This window comes from Saccharopolyspora sp. NPDC050389, assembly GCF_040655595.1.
Taxonomy (GTDB): Bacteria; Actinomycetota; Actinomycetes; order Mycobacteriales; family Pseudonocardiaceae; genus Saccharopolyspora.
Map to the genome: position 1 here is coordinate 27,557 of NZ_JBFAKG010000082.1, position 18,655 is coordinate 46,211.

Genomic DNA, 18,655 nt, shown 5'->3' on the forward strand with positions numbered 1-18,655 from the left:
GATCAGGTGGTTCGACGGCGAGCGAAGAACATCGCCGCCGCTCCGAGGGCGAGGCCCATGACTCCCGCGATCGTCACCGGGAGCCAGGGGAAGGCCCCATCAGTGCGGGTGGTCGCGCGGAAGTCGGGGACCGCGTTCGGGTCGCCGACCTGGCCCTTGCGATCCACCGTGGTGCCGTCCGCCCAGCCGTTGCCCAGGTCGCAGTTGACCCGGTCGCGCGCCGAGATCGAACCCTCCGGCAGCGACATGTCCAGGCTCTCCGCCCTGGCCGTCACTCCCGGCGGCGGCTCGATCGCCGGCCGGCGGATGCCGAACTGCTCCTCGGTGCGCGTCTCGACGTCCGCCACCAGGTACTCGGTGAGGTCCAGGCCGTCCATCGCCCACTTGTTGCTCCAGTCGGTGAGCAACGCGCGGGCCCGCGGGGCGTCGCCGGCCTGGTACGCCTCAGCCGCCTGCTGCTCGACGCCGCCGATCTCGCCGAGCATCTGGGCCTCGAAGCCCTCGAACGCCTTCGTGACGTCGCCGAGGAACACCTCCGGCCGGTCGCAGGTGTAGTACATGAGCCGCTTCGACACGTAGGTGGCCGAGCGGGTCGCCTCCTGCGCCGCGTACTCCGGGCTCAGGTAGTTGGCCGCCGCCCCGGACGTCAGGTAGCGGTGCTGGCTGTACTCCGGCGGCACGGTTTCGGCACCGATGTGGAACGGGATGTACGGCGCGGTGATCGCGGCGGTGTTGGCCACCCACAGCGTCGCGAGCTCCGGATGCGCCAGATCGGCCTTCAGCTCGGCGACCTGCCCGTAGCCGGAGCGGTCGTCGGACCAGCGCGGGTCGCGAACCATGCGCTGCATGTCCACCAGCGACACCTTGCCCAGCTGCCGCAGTTCCTCCTCCAGCGTCGGCGGGTGCCGCCACGGCGCCTCGTCGTCCGGAGTGGACTTGCCGGGATGTCCCGGGAACGGCGTGCCGTAGACCTGCTGGACGTTGAACGGCCTGCCGTCGGCCGGGTTCCACCAGCCCTGCTGGACCGCGAAATCGACCAGGTTCGGCGAGCCCATGTGGTCCGGGTTGTTCCGGTAGTCCACCGGGAAGTCGCCGATGTAGCCGGGATAGGACACCCGCACGTCGTCGGGCCCGAGCCGCTCGGCCGCCCACAGCCCCTTGCCGCCGGCGAACTCGATGAACACCCAGCCCTCGTTGGCATCGGCGAACAGGTGCGAGTTGCCGCCGTAGGTGGTGTAGCCGTGCCGGTCGATCAGGTCGCCGAGGATCTGCACGGCCTCCCGCGCGGTGTGCGCCCGCTCCATCGCGATCCTCGACAGGTCGCTGTAGTTCGGCCCGGTCTGACCGGGCGGGGTCATCTCGACCAACTCGGGCCGCGAGTCCGACCACACGTCGCGCGCCGCCACCTGGTGCTCGTTCAGCCCGCCGTTGGTGAGCGGGGCCGGGAAGCCGGCGAACTCCGAGTAGTTCGAGGTGATGTACTTCGCGGTCTCCGGCACCTGCGGGATCTGCGTCAGCCGCCCCGGCAGATCGGCCTCCTCGGTGGCACCCACCGTGATCGTCGAGCCGGGTTCGTGCTGTTGCCGGGGCACGATCTCCAACCAGTGGCTGGAGGGCTCGTGCCCGAACCCGCCGAGCAGCGTCGCGCCGCTCTCCGTCCGGTTCTTGCCGACGTAGAAGGCGATGCTCTTGTCCGGCATCGGCCGGACCTGCTGCTGCGGCGGGGTGGCCGGATTGGCGACGGCGACCGGCGCGGAGAGCACCGCCACCGCCGTCGCCAGTCCGAGCGCACCGCACCGATGTCGGAGCCGCGACACGACAACCTCCTGGATTGAGATGATCAGTCGTGTCTTTTTAGCCCAATCGGGCGAATATTCTCAACTGAGAGCGCTGAGGTACTCCTCGGCGCCGGCCGGGTCGAGGAACCAGGACTCGAAGTCCGCCGGGTCGTCGAAGCCGTTCGCGAACCGGTTCCGGATCGCCGGGATCTCCGCTGCGGCGCCGAGCAGCCGCCGCACGTGCGGCGGCGACGGCCGCACCATCGCGTTGCTCCACACCGTCACGTGCCGGGCGTAATCCCAGAACCGGTCGAAGGTCTCCCGCATCCACTCCGGGTCGAACGGCCGGTCCGCCCGCCGCACGATGCTGTCCAAATAGGACTCCGCCGCCTTGCTCGCGCTGTTGACGCCCTGCCCGGTGACCGGGTCGTTGACGACCACCGCATCCGCCATGCCCAGCACCGCCGACCCGGAGGGCAGCCGCGCCACCGGCTTGCGCACCACCGGGGTCACCGCGCCGGCCAGGACGGCCCGGTCGTCGGTCAGTTCAGCGCCGGCGAACCGCTCGTGCTCCCACGGCACGTAGGTGCGCATCAGCTCCAGCATCCGCGCCCAGTGCTCCGCCGGGCCCGGACGATCGGCCCAGCAGTCCAGCGGCCCGCCCGGGATGCCCTCGAAGAACGAGATGTCGCACGGCCCGCCCTCGGTGCAGCCGGGAATGACGAAGAACTCGCCCACGCCCGGCACCGAGTTGAACCGGACCAGTCCCGAATCGTCCACATCGGACGATGGCGCGGCGCCGCGCACATAGGACACCGCGAGCGCCCGCTGCGGCTCGGTGAACGGGGACCACGCCGGATCGCGCTCGAAGATGCGCCCGAGCTCCCCTGCACCGGCCGCGACCACCACCAGGTCGTAGCCCCGGCTCAGCTCGTCCAACTCGGACACCCCGACGCTGCGGTACTCGACGGCGCCGCCGCGCTCGGCGAAGAGCTCGAGCCACCCGGCCATCTTCACCCGCTGGTCCACCGACTGCGCGAAGCCCGCCAGCTCGCCCCGCCAGTCCAGCACGCGAGCGCCGTCCGGGCCGCCCACCGACAGCCGCAGCCCGGTGATCTTCGGCGCCTGCGCCTCCCACAGGTTCAGGCCGTGCTGCCGTTCGTACCCGAGCGCGGTGCGGAACATGACCTGCGTGGACATCACCCGGCCGCCCCGGATCTCCGCCGGTGTCCGCGCCGAGATCAACTTCACCTCGTAGCGCAGCGCCTGCAGGCTGAGTCCCAGTTGCAACCCGGATTGCCCCGCCCCGACGATCAGGACCTTCCGCATCTCCCCGACCACCTTCCCTATGATCTCCCCGATCTTCCGGGCGCAGCCGACCGATGCCGCCATTCGTCGTAGCAGATTGGCCCATTGCTCCCAGTAACCGAGGAAGATCCAACCAGACAGGGTTGGCTAAGTCCATGCGCCATGCGGACGCGTTCCACGAGTGGTGCGTACCACGCGCTGACCGGCTACTTTTGCCGGATTTAACGCAATATCCGAACCGGATCGAACAATTCCGCCCACAAAGTGAACGGAAGCCGACCCATCGGCTTCCGTTCACTCTACGTGTTCGCTATCGGCTTCAGAGCTCGATGCCGAGCAGCGCGTCGACGGCGGTGCGGATCAGTTGCGGCGCGCCCCGGTCGGAGCCGCCGGCGGTCAGCGCCTCGTCGGCCCAGGCGTCGATCGCGCGCAACGCCTGCTGGGTGTCCAGGTCGTCGGAAAGCCGCTCGCGCAGCCGCGCGACCGCCGGCTCCGCCGCCGGAGCCGCCTCCAGCGCGACCGCCTCCCGCCAGCGTGCCAGGCGCGCGAATCCGCGGGTCAGCGCGTCCGCCGTCCACGCCCGGTCGGTGCGGTAGTGGCCGTCCAGCAGCGCCAGCCGGATGGCCATCGGGTCCACCCGGTCGCCGCGCAGTCGGGACACGAACACCAGGTTGCCCTTGGACTTCGACATCTTCTCGCCGTCCAGGGCGATCATCCCGGCGTGCACGTAGTGCTTGGCGAACGGGAACTCGCCGGTGAGCGATTCGGCGTGCGCGGCGCTGTACTCGTGGTGCGGGAAGATCAGGTCCGAGCCGCCGCCCTGCACGTCGAAGCCGAGCCCGAGCCGGTTCAGCGCGATCACCGAACACTCCAGGTGCCAGCCCGGCCGGCCGGCGCCGAGCTCGGACTCCCAGGACGGCTCGCCGTCGCGGGCGGCCCGCCACAGCAGCGCGTCCAGCGGGTGCTCCTTGCCACTGCGGTCCGGGTCGCCGCCGCGCTCGGCGAAGAAGGCGCGCATGGTCGCGTCGTCGTAGTTGGACTCGTACCCGAAGCGGCCGGAGGCCTGGTGCCGGAAGTAGATGTCGGAATACTCGTCGTCGACCCGGTAGGCCGCGCCCGAGGCCAGCAGCTTGCCGACGGCCTCGACGATCTCCGGGATGGACTCGACCGCGCCGATGAAGTCGGCCGGCGGCACCACCCGCAGCGCCGCCATGTCCTCGCGGAACAGCGCCGTCTCGCGCATCGCGAGCACGACCCAGTCCTCGCTGTCGCGCTCGGCGCGCTCCAGCAGCGGGTCGTCGATGTCGGTGACGTTCTGCACGTAGTGCACCTGGTGACCGTTGTCCAGCCAAACCCGGTGGACCAGGTCGAACGCCAGGTACGTCGCGGCGTGGCCGAGATGCGTTGCGTCGTACGGCGTGATGCCGCAGACGTACATCCGTGCGACGGGCCCGGGTTCGGTGGGCCTGATCTCACCGGCGGCGGTGTCGAAGAGGCGCAGGGGGCTTGGTGTGCCCGGCACCTGAGGCACGGGAACCGATGACCAGGGTTGCATGCATCCGACCTTAAACGTCCGGGACCGGTGGACGCCCCCACCCGGGTCATCGCCCGTATCACATCGTGGGAAGATCGGCTCCTCGACGGACCGGATCCGAAACAAAAGATCTTGTCGTAACCACGTGAATTCCGGTCATCAATTCACCGATTTCCGACCCCGAACAAGATCGATCCACGAGCCGGAAATATCCGGACAAACACACCAGGCCCATCCTTTGTGATCATTTTGCATCATCACATCGCAAAGCTTGCGACGAAGTGGGATTATTTCCGTCAGAAATCGGATAATCCCACTTCACTGGCCCACAAACGACCCAATTAGGCAAGGCTTACCAGCCAAGTCGAACGCTCGTACCGAAATCAGATCTTCGCCCGCACTACTGGACACAGCTAAACCGAGACGTATGATCAAAGCCACCGAAAGGACACGAACGCAAATTCCGCGACATGGCGAGTCGATCGGCAAGATCCGACAATTCGCACGGCCACCGGGACTCGGGTGAACCACCCGGGCTCGGCTGAGCAGGTGGAGGCGATCGGTGACATCGGTACGTGTGGAGCGGCTCTACAAGGTCTTCGGACCGCAGTCGGCCGAGCAGGTTCGCCGCCTGGAGCGAGGAGCCGACCAGGAAGACATCCGGGCGGCGGGTGCGACCGCCGCGGTCGTGGACGCGTCGTTCACCGTTTCCGCGGGCGAGACGTTCGTCGTCATGGGGCTGTCCGGCTCCGGCAAGTCGACCCTGATTCGCATGCTCAACGGGCTGCTCACCCCCACCTCGGGCCAGGTGTTCGTCGACGACGAGGACATCACCGCGATGTCCGGCAAGGCGCTGCGCGCAATGCGCCAGAACACGATGAGCATGGTGTTCCAGCACTTCGCGCTGTTCCCGCATCGCACCGTGCTGGACAACGCCGGATACGCGCTGCAGATCCGCGGCGCGAGCAAGTCCGAGATCGCCGAGAAGGCCGCCGAGGCGCTGAGCCTGGTCGGGCTGGAGGGTTGGGAGGAGCGCTACCCGCAGCAACTCTCCGGCGGCATGCGCCAGCGGGTCGGACTCGCCCGCGCCCTGGCCGCGCACACCGACGTGCTGCTGATGGATGAGGCGTTCAGCGCGCTGGACCCGCTGATCAAGCGCGAGATGCAGGACCAGCTGCTGAACCTGCAGGCCAAGCTGGGCAAGACGATCATCTTCATCACCCATGACCTCAACGAGGCGATGAAGCTGGGCGACCGGATCGCGATGATGCGGGCAGGCCGGATCGTGCAGATCGGCACCGCCGAGCAGATCCTCAACGAACCGGCCGACGCCTACGTGGCGAAGTTCGTCCAAGACGTCGACCGCAGCCGGGTGCTCACCGCGGCTGCCATCGCCGATCCGCGGCCCACGGCCACGGCCGGATCCAGCCCGGACGAGGCGCTGGCGCTGATGCGGCGGCAGGGCGCCGACCGGCTGTTCGTCGCCGACGGAGACCAACGGCTGCTCGGCGAGCTCACCGCCGCGGCGGCCGAGCAGGCCCGCCGGGACGGCCGGGGCGACATCGGCTCGGTCCTGACGACCATCGCGGACCCGGTGTCCGCCGATACGCCGATGAAGAACCTGTTCTCCCGGATGAGCACCCGCGCGGTGCCGGTACCGGTGGTCGACGAACAGCAGCGGCTGCTGGGTGTGGTCACGCCGGCGGCGTTGTTCGAGGCGTTGAGCCGGGAAGCGCAGATTTCCGCCGCGGACGCCGAACCCGCCGAGATCAAGGAGGCGTCCGATGTCTGAGGCACTCCAGCTCGCCGCCCAGTTCGACCTGCCGCGCATCCCTGTCGGCGACTGGTTCGCGGCCCTGGTCACCTGGCTGAACAACAACATCGGCCCGGTGTTCGACTTCATCGATCTCGTACTCCGGTCGTCGGTGGACGGCCTGACCTACGTGCTGAACTGGGCGCCCGACCTGGTCATGGTGCTGGTGTTCGCCGCATTGGCGCTGTGGCTGCGCAGCTGGCGGTTCGGGCTGTTCAGCCTGATCGGCTTCGGGCTGATCGCCAGCATGCAGATGTTCGAGTCGGCCATGGAAACCCTGGCGCTGGTGCTGGTGGCCAGCGTCATCGCGGTGGCCATCGGCATCCCGGTGGGCATCCTGGCCGCCCGCAGCCGCAAGGTGAGCGGCGTGGTGCGGCCGGTGCTGGACCTGATGCAGACCATGCCCGCGTTCGTGTACCTGATCCCGGTCATCTTCTTCTTCAACATCGGTGAAGTGCCGGGCGTGGTGGCCACCGTGATCTTCGCGCTGCCGCCCGGGGTCCGGCTGACCGAGCTGGGCATCCGGCAGGTGGACACCGAGGTGGTCGAGGCGGGCGAGGCGTTCGGGGCGCCGACCCGCAAGATCCTCACCGGCATCCAGCTGCCGCTGGCCATGCCGTCGATCATGGCCGGCATCAACCAGGTGATCATGCTCGCCCTGTCGATGGTGGTCATCGCGGGCATGGTCGGCGCGGAGGGGCTGGGCACCGACATCTACGAGGCGGTCACCCGGGTCCGGCTCGGCCAGGGGTTCGAGGCCGGGGTGTCGGTGGTGATCCTCGCGGTCTACCTGGACCGGATCACCGCCGTGCTGTCGGACCGCTCGCCGGTGGCGCGGGCGGAGCGCAAAGCGGCCAAGACCGGCTGAGTCCGCTCGGCGGTCGTCTTGGAAAGGCAGGCAGGGAATGTTGAGCAGAAGACCACGAAGACTTGTCGCGCTCCTCGCCGCATTGTTCGCCTTGGTGCTGGTCGCCGCGGGCTGCGGTGGCCGGGAAGCCGGGACCGGTCAGGAGGCCAAGGCGATCAACATCGGCTACATCGCCTGGGACGAGGACATCGCCGTCACCTACCTCTACAAGGATCTGCTGGAGCGGCGGGGCTACAAGGTCAACGTCACCGAGTTGGAAGTCGGCCCGATCTACGCCGGTCTCGCCCAGGGCAACCCGGACCTGTTCCTGGACGGCTGGCTGCCGGAGACCCACGGCGACTACTGGAAGCAGTACGGCCCGCAGCTGGAAGACCTCGGCGTTTGGTACAACCAGGGCACCTTGAACATCGCGGTGCCGAAGTACCTGACCAACGTGAACTCGATCGCCGACCTCAAGGGCAGGGGCGGCGAGTTCAACGGCGTGATCACCGGCATCGACCCGGGAGCGGGGTTGAGCCGGACCACCAAGGACAAGGCCATCCCGGCCTACGGGCTCGGCGGTGAGTACACCCTGCAGAGCTCGTCGACCACCGCGATGCTCGCCTCGTTGGAGAAGGCGATCGGCGAGCAGAAGCCGATCGTGGTGACGCTGTGGCACCCGCACTGGGCGTACGCGAAGTACCCGCTCAAGGACCTGCAGGACCCGCTGGGCGCGATGGGCAAGGCCGAAGAGCTGCACGCCATCGGCCGCGCGGGCTTCAGCCAGGACTTCCCCGAGGTCACCGAGATGATCAAGAAGTTCAGGCTGACCGACGAGCAGCTCGCGTCGCTGGAGAACGAGATCAACAGCGCGCAGCGAGGCCAGGAGCAGCAGGCCGCCAGGAAGTGGGCCGACGCGCACCCGGAGGTGATCAATTCCTTCGCGCCGGGGCAGTGATGTAAACCTCGAACGGCCGGAGGGTGCGTCCCACCGGCCGTTTCGCGTTGCCGCTAGCCGGGATTCCGGATGCCGTCGATGAGGCGGGTCCAGTTGTCGCCGCCCTTCCCGGCGGCGATGGCCCGGTCGTAGTGGGTCTTGATCGCGCGCGGCAGTTCGAGGTCGATGCCCGCGGCCTCGCTGGTCTCCAGGATGTGGTCGGCGGTCGCGCCCATCATCTTGGCGGTGCTCAGGTGGCCGGGGTGGTCGTCGTTGTCGATCTGCTCGGCGGATTGCGGCAGGAAGTGGGCGGCGAGCTGGAACACCTTCGCCCCCCAGGGCGCGAACTCCTTCGCCGGCACGCCGGCCGAACCGAGCAGCGCCGCCCCGTGCAGGAAGGCCGACAGCGCGGTCAGGAAGACGTCGAGGTTGGCCTGGTAGAACAGCTGCGCCAGGCCCGGGTCGGCGCCCATGTAGTGGGTTTCCCCGATGAGCCGCAACGTCTTCTCGTGCGCGTCGTAGACGTCCTTCGGCCCGCTGTAGTACACGTAGGACGCTTCGGTGCCGACCATCGGAGCGGGCACCATGACGCCGCCAGTCAGGAATCGGGCTCCGCGCTGCTCGACCCACTCAGCCGCCTCGCGGGTCTTCTCCGGGGTGTCCGAGCTGAGGTTGACGATCACCTTGCCGCCGAAGTCCTCGACCTGGCCCAGGATGTCGTACATCGCCTGGTAGTCGGTGAGGCTCAGGATCACCAGGTCGCTGGCCCGCACGGCGTCGGCCGGGGTGGCGGCGCGCACGGCACCGTGTGCGACCACGTCGTCGGCGCGGCTGGCGGTCCGGTTCCACACCGTCACGGGGTGGCCGCCGTCGAGCAGTGCCCGCACCATCGCCTGCCCCATCGGGCCCAGACCGATCAGGGTGACGTGCTGATTCATGTTGTTCTCCAAGGGGATTTCGTTCGAATATTCCGAATGCGCGGGACTCACGAGGGTTCGCGGATCCCGTCGATGAGCCGGGTCCAGCTGTCGCCGCCCTTCCCGGCGGCGATGGCCCGGTCGTAGTGCGCCTTGATCGCGCGCGGCAGTTCGAGGTCGATGCCCGCGGCCTCGCTGGCCGCCAGCAGGTGATCGGCGCTCGCCCCCATCATCCGGGCGGTGCCCAGGTCTCCGGGGTGCTCGCCGCTGTCGATCTGCTCGGCGGCGGACGGCAGCAGGAACGAGTTGGTGTTCAGGTTGTCCACCGCCCACGGCAGGAACTCCAGAGCGGACACTCCGGCCGAGCCGACCAGCGCGGTGGCGTGCAGGTAGGCCGCCAGGCTCACCAGGAAGAGATCGATCTGCGCCAGGTAGTAGAGCTGCGCCAGACCGGGATCCGCGCCCACGTGGTGCGGTTTCCCGATCAGCCGCAACGTCTGCTCGTGGGCTTCCAGGAGTTCCGCCGGCCCGCTGTAGAACACCTTGGCCGACTCGGTGCCGACGATCTCCGCGGAGGCCAGCACGCCTCCGGTGAGGAACGCGCCGCCGCGCTGCCGCACCCACTGCGCCGCCTCGCGGGACTCGTCCGGGGTGTCCGAGCTGAGGTTGACGATCACCTTGCCGCCGAGGTCCTCGACCGGGCCCAGGATGTCGTACATCGCCTGGTAATCGGTGAGGCTCAACAGCACCAGCTCACCGGCCCGCACCGCCTCCGCCGGGCTCTCGGCGCGAACGGCACCGCGGGCGACCACGTCGTCGGCGCGGCTGGCGGTCCGGTTCCACACCGTCACCGGGTGCCCACCGTCGAGCAGGACGTTGACCATCGCCTGCCCCATCGGGCCCAGACCGATCACGGTTACCGGCTGATTCATGTTGTGCTCCAAGGAGATCGTCACCTCTTGAGGAGCTCGATGACGCCGGTGACGTCTTCGTGGCCGTGGCCGTCGGCGACCCGGCGCTGCATCAGGGAGTGCAGCGGCGCGAGCAGTTCGGCGCTGATGCCCGCCTCGTCGGCGGCCGTGAAGTGGTTGACGTACGCGGCTTCCTGCATACCGAGGTTGGAGACCACGTCCTTGCCGTAGTCGCCGGTGTCGATCTGCTCGGCCGCTCCGACCGGCCACACGCTCATGGCCTGCAGCCACCGGTTCAGCAGCGGCGCGAACTCCCGCGTCGACCCGCCCGCCGAACGCACCAGGGCGAAGGCGTGCAGGGCGCCGCCGATCATCCCGTACATGCCGCTGAGCAGGGCGAGGTCGTGCAGCGCGGCGAAGCCCGGGTCGTCGCCGAGGTAGATGCTCTCGCCGAAGGCGTCCAGCACCGGCCGCGCGGCGTCGAAGGTGCCGCTGGGCCCGCTGTAGAGCAGGAACGCGGCCGGGGTCGCGATCATCGGCGGGATGGCCATGATGCCGCCGTCAAGGTAGTCCGCGCCGTGGTCGGCCGCCCAGGTGGCCGTTTCCCTGGCCTGGCCGGGGGTTCCGTTGGTCAGGTTGACCAGCGTCCGCCCGGCGAGCACGTCGGTGTGCGGGGCCAGCACCTGGCTGACCGAGTCGTAGTCCAGCAGGCAGACGATCACCAGCCGGCTCGCGAGGACCGCGTCGGCGGCCGTGTCCGCGCGGGCGGCGCCCTTGGCCACCAGCGGATCGGCCTTGGCCGCGGTGCGGTTCCACACGGTCACCCGGTGGCCGGCGGCGAGCAGCGCCTCGGCCAGCGCCGCGCCCATGTCGCCGAGCCCGAGGACGCTGACTGCTTTCTGGTCGGTCATCTCGCTCCCTTTCGTCGACATCAACCCTGCTGGGGGCCGCGCACGAACCGCGCACGGTCGGCTGGGGGTTGTGAACTGTTCGATGGAAGGTGTCAAGGTGCGGGCGATGTGATGGTTTGGTAGATCGCAGGGCTTGTCGGTGCCCGCCGGTACTGTTCCCGGTGATGAGCACGGTGTTGCAGGCTTACCGGTTCGCGCTGGACCCGAATCCTGACCAGGAGTCGGCGTTGCGGTCACATTGTGGTGCGCAGCGGTTCGCGTTCAACTGGGGGCTGGCGCGCATCAAAGCCAACCATGATCAGCGGAAAGCCGAAGCATCGTACGGCCTGGACGGGGATGAGTTGACGCCGTCTGTGAGCTGGTCGGCCTACAGCTTGCGCAAGGACTGGAACCAGGCCAAGGACATGGTTGCGCCGTGGTGGCAGGAAAATTCGAAGGAGGCGTACTCGTCTGGCTTGGCCAATCTGGCGGCCGCGCTGAAGAACTGGGGCGACTCGAACACGGGAAAGCGCAAAGGCCGCAAGCTCGGGTTCCCGAAGTTCAAAGGCAGGCGGGCTGGGTTGTCATGCCGGTTCACCACCGGCAGATTCGGTCTGGTCGACGGTGATCGTCGGCATGTGAAGCTGCCTCGCATCGGGGTGGTGCGCACGCACGAGTCCACTCGCAAGCTCGCTCGTCATGTGGAGCGAGGGAGGGCGCGGATCCGGTCGGCGACGGTGTCGTATCAGGCGGGGCGCTGGTGTGTGTCGTTCTCGGTGGAGATCACCCGCGACGATCCCGCCCCTGCCCAGCCCGGTGTGGCGGTGGGTGTGGATCTCGGGATCAAGTCCCTCGCCGTGCTGTCCACCGGCGAGGTGATCGCCAATCCGAAGCATCTCGAAGTCGCGCAACGCGAGTTGCGACGGTTGCAACGTCAGGCTTCTCGACGTCAAGGCCCGGACCGGCGTACCGGGCAGAAGCCGTCGAATCGTTGGCGCAAGACTCAAGCCCGCATCGCCAAGCTTCACACCACGGTGGCCAACGCGCGTCACGATGGGCTGCACAAGCTCACCACCCGGCTGGTGCGAACTTTCGGCGCGATCGTGTTGGAAGACCTCAACGTTGCGGGCATGACCCGCAACCGCCGCTTGGCGCGGCAGGTCGCGGGTGTCGGCATGGCCGAACTCCGACGCCTGGTCGAGTACAAAGCCTCCTGGGCCGGGATGCGCGTGCACGTCGCGGACCGGTGGTATCCCAGCTCTAAAACGTGTTCGGACTGTGGCGTGGTGAAAGCCAAGCTACGCCTGTCCGACCGTGCTTTCACCTGCTCCTCCTGCGGGATGAGCATGGATCGTGACCTCAACGCGGCCCACAACCTCGCCAAGCTTGCTGAGACCACGACGTCCTCCCCGAGTTGCGGGGCGACGGTAAACGAGCCCGATGGAAACCGACACAAGACCCGCAATGCGCGGGCAGCCGGTATCGCCACGGGAAGACCCGCGCCGAACAAGCTCGGGCCAACGTCGGCACCGCAAGGTGTCGGCTCACGACGCGTTCTAACACGTCTCGTGAACGGTGCTGTCACGGGCGCGGGTTAACGTTGCGGACGTGCGTTTCGGAGTGCTGGGCCCGCTGGAGGCGCGGACCGCCGACGGCGAGGCCGTCGCGGTTCCGGAGGCGAAGGTCCGCGCCCTGCTCGCGGCGCTGCTCGCGCACGACGGGCCGGTGTCGGCGGACCGGCTGATCGACGACCTGTGGGGCGCCGAGCCGCCCGGCAACCCGTCGAACACGCTGCAGACGAAGGTCTCCCAGCTGCGCAAGGCCATCGGCAAGGAGCTGGTGGCCTACCGCACCCCCGGATACGCGCTGGCCATCGAGCCGGACGCGGTCGACGCGCACCGCTTCCGCCGCCTCGTCGCGCAGGCCCGCGAGGCAGCGGATCCCGGCACGCGCCGGACGCTGCTGGCCGACGCGCTGGCGCTGTGGCGGGGTTGCGCGTTCGCCGACTTCGCCGACGAGCCGTTCGCGCAGGCCACCATCCAGCGGCTGGCCGAAGAACGTCTCGCCGCGCAGGAGGAATTCGCCGAAACCCGGCTGGAGCTGGGCGAACACGCCGCGCTCGCGGGCGAGCTCGGCGAGCTGGTGACCGCGCATCCGCTGCGCGAGCGGCTGCGCGCGGTGCACGTGCGGGCGCTGTACCGGGCCGGGCGGCAGGGCGAGGCGTTGGCGAGCCTGGCGGATCTGCGGGAGCGGCTGGCCGACGAGCTGGGCGTCGACCCGAGCCCGGAGCTGGCCGAGCTGCAGCAGGCCGTCCTGACGCAGGACGCCGCGCTCGCCGTCCCCACCGAGCCGGTGCACAACCTGCCGGTGCCGGTCACCGACCTGGTGGGCCGCGACCGGGAGTTCTCGCAGGTCAGAAAGCTGCTGGGTGCTGCACGTCTGGTGACGTTGACCGGGCCCGGCGGCGTGGGCAAGACGCGGCTGGCCATCGAGTCGGCTCGGAGCGCGGCGTTCCGGGACGGTGTGCGGCTCGTCGAGTTGGCCGGGATCCGGGCCGATGGAGACGCGACGTGCTCGCTGGAGCACGCCGTGCTGGCGGCGCTGGGAGTGCAGGAAACCACCGGCACGGCGCCCGTTGCCCCGGCCGATCCGCTCGTCGATGCGTTGCGCGGCAAGGAGATCTTGCTCGTCCTGGACAACTGCGAGCACCTGATCATCGGCGCCGCCGGGATGGCCGCGCGCCTGCTGCGGGCGTTGCCCGGGCTGCGGATCCTCGCCACGAGCCGGGAGGCGCTCGGCATCTCGGGCGAGACGCTGCTTCCGGTGCCGCCGCTGGACGTTCCGCTGCCCGGTTCCGGGCTCGCCGACGTGCGGGCATCGGGCGCGGTGCGGCTGTTCACCGCCCGGGCCGCCGCGACGTCGCCCGGCTTCGACATCGGTGCCGGCAACGCCGCGTCGGTGGCCGCGATCTGCCGCCGGCTGGACGGCATCCCGCTCGCGCTGGAGCTGGCCGCGACCCGAGTCCGAGTGCTCGGCGCGAAGACGCTCGAGTCCAGGTTGGACGATCGTTTCGGGCTGCTCACGTCCGGGCCGCGCGACGCCCCGCAACGGCAGCGGACGCTGCACGCCGTGATCGACTGGAGCTGGCAACTGCTGCCGACCGCCGAGCGGACCGTGTTGCGGCGCCTGGCGATCCACCGCGACGGGTGCACTTTGGACAGTGCCGAGTCGGTGTGCTCCGGAGACGGCGTGCGGCCGACCGAGGTGCTGGATCTGCTGTCCCGGCTGGTGGACCGGTCGCTGGTCGTCGCGACGGAGACGCCCGCCGGCGGTCGCCGGTACCGCCTGCTGGAATCGGTCGCGGCGTACTGCATCGAGCGGCTGGAAGAAGCAGGCGAGCACGAAACGCTCCGCCAACGGCACAACGAGCACTACCTGGCGCTGGCGGAGCAAGCCGATCCGCAGCTGCGCGGCCGCGAGCAGCGGCAGTGGCTGGAGCGGCTCGATGCCGAGGCGGCGAACCTGCGGGCGACGCTGGACGACGCGGTCCAGCACTCCCCCGACGCGGCGTTGCGGCTGGTCAACGCGCTGTTCTGGTACTGGTTCCTGCGCGGCAGGCTCAGCGAGGCGAAGCGATCGCTGGCCGCAGCGCTCGCGATGGGCGGCGGCGGAGCAGCGCGGGCGAAGGCGGCGAGCTGGTACGCCGGGATCGGGCTGCTGACCGGCGAAGGCGTCGACCGCGTCGAGCCCTGGCGAGACATCACCGATCGCACGGACCGCGCCCGCGCCCGCTGGTTCCTCATCCACGCGAAGACCACCGTCGCCGATCTCTCCAGCACCGAGCGGGACGTGGACGAGCTGGTGGCGGAGTTCGAGGAGCTGGGCGACCGCTGGGGCCTCGGCGTCGCGCTCAGCGACCGGACGACGCACCGGTTGACGCGCGGCGACATGGCCGCGGCGCTGCGGGATGCCGAGCGCAGCGCCGAGCTCTTCCAGGAACTGGGCGACAGCTGGGGCCTGGCGCAGGCGTCGTACGGGGTCGGCACGGTCGCCCAGATCACCGGCGACTACGCGAGCGCCGAACGCCACCACACCGAGGCTCTGCGCGGCGCGGAAGCCCTCGGGCTTTGGGCGGAGGTGGCGTACCAAACGTCCTGGCTGGGCCGCGTAGCGCTGCTGACCCGCGACTACGCGCGGGCGCGCGAGCTGCACACCCGCGCGATGCGCGTGGCCGCCGAGCGCGGCTTCACCCCGGCGGAGATGTACGCGGAAACAGGCCTGGCGCTGGGCGCGCGCCGCGAGGGCAGGTTCGACGAGGCGGAGCACCACCTGCGCCGAGTGCTCGAATGGCACCGCCGCGTGGAGTTCGAGCCGGGAAACGCCCTGATCCTGGCCGAACTCGGCTTCGCGGCCGAACAACGCGGGAACCTCGACGAGGCGCGCGAGCACCACCTGGCCGCCCACCGGATCGCCCGCCGAGGCACCGATCCGCGAGCCGTGGCGCTGACCCTCGAAGGCTTGGCGGGTGCCGAGGCCCTGGCAGATCACCCGGCGCAGGCGGCACGGCTACTCGGGGCAGCCGCTGCAGCCCGCAACTCCGTCGGCGCTCCCCTACCTCCGGCAGAGCGCGACGACGTCGACCGGATCACGACAGCGGCACGAAAAGCATTGGGTGACAAGGATTTCAACGAGAAGTACGCGCAAGGCACCGGCCTGTCCCTCGACGAAGCCGACGCCCTGGCAAGGCCTCGTGAGCACTTTGGAGCGTCATAGCACCCCAAAACACTCACGACCCGTGCGTGGCGCTCCCCGACCGGGCGGACAGGCGCCGAGCCATTCCCGGGTAGTCGATGACGAAGCCGTCCGCATCGAATTCCAGATCGCTGCGGTAGTCGCCCGCCGCGTAGCGGATGCGGGCACCGCCTTCGGTGCGCCCGAGATGGGTGTAGGTCTGCCGCGACGGTCGCACGGTCAGGTCGGGCACCGAGACCCAGGCCATCAGGAACGGCCGTTCTCCCGGCGCCAAATGCAGTCCGTGCCGAAGCGCCGGCATGGTGTTGGTGAGCGGGCAGAGCCCCAAGTCGCAGTCGAGCGCGCCATCGACCTCGGGCAGCGGCTCGCCGTTCGCGGCCCACCGCCCGGCGCCGTCGTGCCGGAGGTCGAGCTAGCGCGAACCGAGGGCGGTCTCGGCACTCACCCGCAGCCGGCGGGTCACGAAGTCCTCGCCGGTTTCGAGCTCGTAGGTGATCCAGTACGGCTCCGGAACGGTCCCCACGGCGCGTCCCCGAGCACGGAGGCTCCCGCGCCCGACCTCGATCCACGAGGTCTCGTACCCACTGCTTTCGGTTACTTCCCAGGTGAAAACGCGCGAATCGACCATGCCTGCACCCTAACGAGCCCGGCGGACGTTCTTCCGTTCTCACGCATCGGATTCGGCGCAGGAGGTCCAGAGGGTGCCGAGCGGGTTCCGACCGACCGGAATCGCCGACGTCCCGGCAGGTCTGGCCGCGGGGTGCCCCAGCGCGATGCCGGTGCGCACCTGCCAGGGCGGCGAGTACCCGGCGACGGTGGTGACGCGTTCAGCGTTCTCCGGCGGGAAGAACGTCACCGGACACGATCCCAGTCCGAGCAGGTGCGCCGCGAGCATGATGTTCTGCGCCACCCGGCCACCATCGAACTCCGAGTCGTCCCAGCCGTGATCGAGCGCCAGCAGCACCACCACGGGCGCGGACCTCAGGTGCACCGCGTAGGCGCCGCACCGGCTCAGCTCCTCCCGCGTCGCCGCATCCCGAACGGTGTGAAACCGCCAGGGCTGCCGATTCCGGGCCGAGCCGGTCCACCGCGCGGCATCCAGGATGCGCCGCAGGTCTGCATCGTCGACGTCGGCATCGGTGAACCACCGGGTGGCCCGCAGCGAAGCGAGCGCGCGGAGTGCGTCACCAGTCCCGTGCGCGTTTTGGGGCGTCATGACACCCCAAACCGCGCACGACCTGCCTGCGCCTCCGCACTCACGAGAGGTCGAACCGCCCGCCCTTGACAGCAGCGACGAAGCTGCCCCACGGAGTGCCCCGGAACCAAAGCTCCGGCCCGCACGGGTTCTTTGAGTCCCTCGCGCCGACAACCTCGTCAGCCAAGGCGACCTCGACGCACGCGCCGTTGTTGGCACTGTAGGTCGACTTCCGCCAGTCAGCCTCGTTGCGGGTCGCAAAGGCGATCTCGACACACGCTCCGTTAGCCGCGCTGTAGCTCGATTTTCTCCAGACCGGCACGTTGAGCAATGGGGCGGACATGACGTCCCTCCGGCTATGTCTCCGACATCAACGTCTTGACGAAGCCAACCGATTCGGTTGGATCAAGCGCGACGCGTTGCAGGTTTTCCGCGACAAGTGTATACGTCTGCACCTCGTCTGGATCCTGAACGTATATAGCTCCATCCAGGTGTTCGAGGTACACGACGGGACGGGCTTCAGCAAAGCTCAGAACGACAAACTCTCCCGTACCGCCAGCGTCGTGCGGCCCGCATTCCGGCCGAAGGACCTGAAACTCGACGTTCTCGCTCTCAGCCAACTCGATCAAGTGCTTGTACTGATTCACGCGAGTCTCTGACGAGCCCACGGCCAACCGCAATGCGCTCTCCCCGATCACCGTGTGCAGCCTCAGCGGCTCGGCACCGCTGAGTCGTTGGGCACGAGCCAGCCGGAACGAGACGAACCGCTCGTTGTGGTTTTGCCGAACGAACCCGGATGCAGCTGTCAGTGCTTGCGCATATTCCTCGGTCTGCATCAGGCCCGGCAGCGCCATCGGTTGGTACGCGAATTCCGACTCCGCCAAGCCTTCCAGCCCGACGAATGTCCGCAGCCAATCCGGGATGACATCGATCCATGGGGCCAGCCACGAGCGCTGGTCCGCACGTGCACACAGCGACGTCAGGCGGTCTACGTCCCAGAACGGAGCGCCGTAGAACTCCAGCAGGCCCGCGATCTGCTCTGGCTGCGGGAAGTACATGCCCTTCTCGAAGTGGCCGACCAGGCTCGTCGAGCAGCCGATCGCTTTCGCCGCCGCGGCGAGCGTTTGTCCGGCGCGCTTCCGGTATCCCGCGAGCTCGACACCGATCAACCAGCGCAGCGCCGACGGGTCACCTCGTCCAGCCACTCGTACCTCCATGCGTCTCGGAACCACCGCACAGTCTGCCCTGCACAGCGAGCAACGACTTCGACACCAACTGTTTCGGTTATAGACGTACCTAGATTTCTAGCTAGTGTCGTAAGTGATCGATTTCACGATCCAAGGGAGGCCTGATGGACAACATCGAACCCGGCATCTGGGCACCTGAGCCCGACGAGTATGCGCTCGTCCACGAGGAAATCCGGGGCGCCCCGAAGCTCTTCGCGCTGTGCGAGCTCGACCGCGACGACGAAGACTGGGAACTCACCGAGGGCCGGGTGTTCGCCTGGGGGCTCGCCTTCGGCGACCGCGCCGAGGTCGTCAGCACCGATGGTCGCGGGCGCGGCTCCTTCTGCTCCCCCACCCGGGCCGCCGAGACGTTCGCCCACACCGCCGAGGTCCGCCTCGTCTACCCCTAGCGAGGGTCTCATCGGTCGTGAGTGCGTAACCGGGTTGGAGCCCGGTTACACCGGCTGCAGGTCAGCCCGGCGTCGGTGTCCAAGTCCATCGGCTACCTCGAAGGCATGGAATTGGTGGTGCGCCAACAGGATTCCGG

At 68.9% G+C, this 18,655-nt stretch carries 15 protein-coding genes and 1 pseudogene; 6 read left to right on the top strand and 10 right to left on the bottom strand.

Annotated elements, in window-relative coordinates:
• Positions 1-2: 2 nt before the first annotated feature.
• The 3 genes from AB0I53_RS37640 to mshC all read right to left on the bottom strand — a co-directional run bounded on the left by AB0I53_RS37640 (position 3) and on the right by mshC (position 4,641).
• Positions 3-1,817: a C69 family dipeptidase gene (locus AB0I53_RS37640; protein WP_358613768.1), complete on the bottom strand. Its 1,815-nt coding sequence runs from the start codon at positions 1,815-1,817 to the stop codon at positions 3-5.
• Between the two features lie 60 nt (positions 1,818-1,877).
• The gene (locus AB0I53_RS37645) at positions 1,878-3,107 is read right to left on the bottom strand and encodes a styrene monooxygenase/indole monooxygenase family protein (protein ID WP_358613770.1); all 1,230 of its coding nucleotides are present in this window, start codon (positions 3,105-3,107) and stop codon (positions 1,878-1,880) included.
• Positions 3,108-3,405: 298 nt separating this feature from the next.
• The gene (gene mshC, locus AB0I53_RS37650; RefSeq protein ID WP_358613772.1) at positions 3,406-4,641 is read right to left on the bottom strand and encodes a cysteine--1-D-myo-inosityl 2-amino-2-deoxy-alpha-D-glucopyranoside ligase; all 1,236 of its coding nucleotides are present in this window, start codon (positions 4,639-4,641) and stop codon (positions 3,406-3,408) included.
• 541 nt (positions 4,642-5,182) lie between these two features.
• Between mshC and AB0I53_RS37655 the strand changes: the two genes are divergently transcribed.
• Genes AB0I53_RS37655 through AB0I53_RS37665 form a run of 3 tightly spaced genes read left to right on the top strand, consistent with a single transcriptional unit; the run spans position 5,183 to position 8,238 of the window.
• A complete protein-coding gene (locus tag AB0I53_RS37655; protein WP_358613774.1) occupies positions 5,183-6,412 on the top strand; it encodes a glycine betaine/L-proline ABC transporter ATP-binding protein in 1,230 nt (409 codons plus the stop codon).
• Positions 6,405-7,301: a proline/glycine betaine ABC transporter permease gene (locus tag AB0I53_RS37660; protein WP_358613776.1), complete on the top strand. Its 897-nt coding sequence runs from the start codon at positions 6,405-6,407 to the stop codon at positions 7,299-7,301. Before AB0I53_RS37655 ends, AB0I53_RS37660 begins: the two co-directional genes overlap by 8 nt.
• A 37-nt stretch (positions 7,302-7,338) precedes the next feature.
• Entirely contained in the window at positions 7,339-8,238 is a 900-nt protein-coding gene (locus AB0I53_RS37665) for a glycine betaine ABC transporter substrate-binding protein (RefSeq protein WP_358613777.1), read from the top strand.
• 53 nt (positions 8,239-8,291) lie between these two features.
• On the opposite strand, the gene AB0I53_RS37670 is transcribed toward AB0I53_RS37665, so the two are convergent.
• Genes AB0I53_RS37670 through AB0I53_RS37680 form a run of 3 tightly spaced genes read right to left on the bottom strand, consistent with a single transcriptional unit; the run spans position 8,292 to position 10,956 of the window.
• Positions 8,292-9,155, bottom strand: a complete 864-nt coding sequence (locus AB0I53_RS37670) for an NAD(P)-binding domain-containing protein (protein WP_358613779.1) — start codon at positions 9,153-9,155, stop codon at positions 8,292-8,294.
• A gap of 47 nt (positions 9,156-9,202) precedes the next feature.
• Positions 9,203-10,066 carry an NAD(P)-binding domain-containing protein gene (locus tag AB0I53_RS37675; RefSeq protein ID WP_358613781.1) on the bottom strand — a complete coding sequence of 288 codons (864 nt, stop codon included), beginning with the start codon at positions 10,064-10,066 and terminating at the stop codon, positions 9,203-9,205.
• Between the two features lie 20 nt (positions 10,067-10,086).
• Positions 10,087-10,956 carry an NAD(P)-binding domain-containing protein gene (locus AB0I53_RS37680; RefSeq protein ID WP_358613783.1) on the bottom strand — a complete coding sequence of 290 codons (870 nt, stop codon included), beginning with the start codon at positions 10,954-10,956 and terminating at the stop codon, positions 10,087-10,089.
• 164 nt (positions 10,957-11,120) lie between these two features.
• Here AB0I53_RS37680 and tnpB point away from each other — a divergent pair, with 164 nt between their 5' ends.
• Positions 11,121-12,533, top strand: a complete 1,413-nt coding sequence (gene tnpB, locus AB0I53_RS37685; RefSeq protein ID WP_358613785.1) for an IS607 family element RNA-guided endonuclease TnpB — start codon at positions 11,121-11,123, stop codon at positions 12,531-12,533.
• 10 nt (positions 12,534-12,543) lie between these two features.
• Complete coding sequence (locus AB0I53_RS37690; RefSeq protein WP_358613787.1) at positions 12,544-15,708, top strand: BTAD domain-containing putative transcriptional regulator; 3,165 nt, start codon at positions 12,544-12,546, stop codon at positions 15,706-15,708.
• 13 nt (positions 15,709-15,721) lie between these two features.
• On the opposite strand, the pseudogene AB0I53_RS37695 reads toward AB0I53_RS37690, so the two are convergent.
• The 4 genes and pseudogenes from AB0I53_RS37695 to AB0I53_RS37710 form a co-directional block, all read right to left on the bottom strand.
• A pseudogene (locus tag AB0I53_RS37695) lies at positions 15,722-16,315 on the bottom strand (putative glycolipid-binding domain-containing protein).
• A 39-nt stretch (positions 16,316-16,354) separates the two neighbouring features.
• Positions 16,355-16,903 carry a nitroreductase family protein gene (locus tag AB0I53_RS37700; protein WP_358613789.1) on the bottom strand — a complete coding sequence of 183 codons (549 nt, stop codon included), beginning with the start codon at positions 16,901-16,903 and terminating at the stop codon, positions 16,355-16,357.
• Positions 16,904-16,943: 40 nt separating this feature from the next.
• Positions 16,944-17,225, bottom strand: coding sequence for a DUF397 domain-containing protein (locus AB0I53_RS37705; protein WP_358613791.1), 282 nt, complete (start codon positions 17,223-17,225; stop codon positions 16,944-16,946).
• Positions 17,226-17,238: 13 nt separating this feature from the next.
• Positions 17,239-18,087 carry a helix-turn-helix transcriptional regulator gene (locus AB0I53_RS37710; RefSeq protein ID WP_358613793.1) on the bottom strand — a complete coding sequence of 283 codons (849 nt, stop codon included), beginning with the start codon at positions 18,085-18,087 and terminating at the stop codon, positions 17,239-17,241.
• A gap of 146 nt (positions 18,088-18,233) precedes the next feature.
• Here AB0I53_RS37710 and AB0I53_RS37715 point away from each other — a divergent pair, with 146 nt between their 5' ends.
• Positions 18,234-18,518, top strand: a complete 285-nt coding sequence (locus AB0I53_RS37715) for a hypothetical protein (protein ID WP_358613795.1) — start codon at positions 18,234-18,236, stop codon at positions 18,516-18,518.
• Positions 18,519-18,655 lie beyond the last annotated feature (137 nt).

What these genes read in the sequence shown, in the direction of transcription:
- AB0I53_RS37645 (WP_358613770.1), bottom strand. Translation starts at nt 3,107, where the DNA reads ATGCGGAAGGTCCTGATCGTCGGGGCGGGGCAATCCGGGTTGCAACTG.
- mshC (WP_358613772.1), bottom strand. Translation starts at nt 4,641, where the DNA reads ATGCAACCCTGGTCATCGGTTCCCGTGCCTCAGGTGCCGGGCACACCA.
- AB0I53_RS37660 (WP_358613776.1), top strand. Translation starts at nt 6,405, where the DNA reads ATGTCTGAGGCACTCCAGCTCGCCGCCCAGTTCGACCTGCCGCGCATC.
- AB0I53_RS37665 (WP_358613777.1), top strand. Translation starts at nt 7,339, where the DNA reads ATGTTGAGCAGAAGACCACGAAGACTTGTCGCGCTCCTCGCCGCATTG.
- AB0I53_RS37670 (WP_358613779.1), bottom strand. Translation starts at nt 9,155, where the DNA reads ATGAATCAGCACGTCACCCTGATCGGTCTGGGCCCGATGGGGCAGGCG.
- AB0I53_RS37675 (WP_358613781.1), bottom strand. Translation starts at nt 10,066, where the DNA reads ATGAATCAGCCGGTAACCGTGATCGGTCTGGGCCCGATGGGGCAGGCG.
- AB0I53_RS37680 (WP_358613783.1), bottom strand. Translation starts at nt 10,956, where the DNA reads ATGACCGACCAGAAAGCAGTCAGCGTCCTCGGGCTCGGCGACATGGGC.
- tnpB (WP_358613785.1), top strand. Translation starts at nt 11,121, where the DNA reads ATGAGCACGGTGTTGCAGGCTTACCGGTTCGCGCTGGACCCGAATCCT.
- AB0I53_RS37700 (WP_358613789.1), bottom strand. Translation starts at nt 16,903, where the DNA reads ATGACGCCCCAAAACGCGCACGGGACTGGTGACGCACTCCGCGCGCTC.
- AB0I53_RS37705 (WP_358613791.1), bottom strand. Translation starts at nt 17,225, where the DNA reads ATGTCCGCCCCATTGCTCAACGTGCCGGTCTGGAGAAAATCGAGCTAC.
- AB0I53_RS37715 (WP_358613795.1), top strand. Translation starts at nt 18,234, where the DNA reads ATGGACAACATCGAACCCGGCATCTGGGCACCTGAGCCCGACGAGTAT.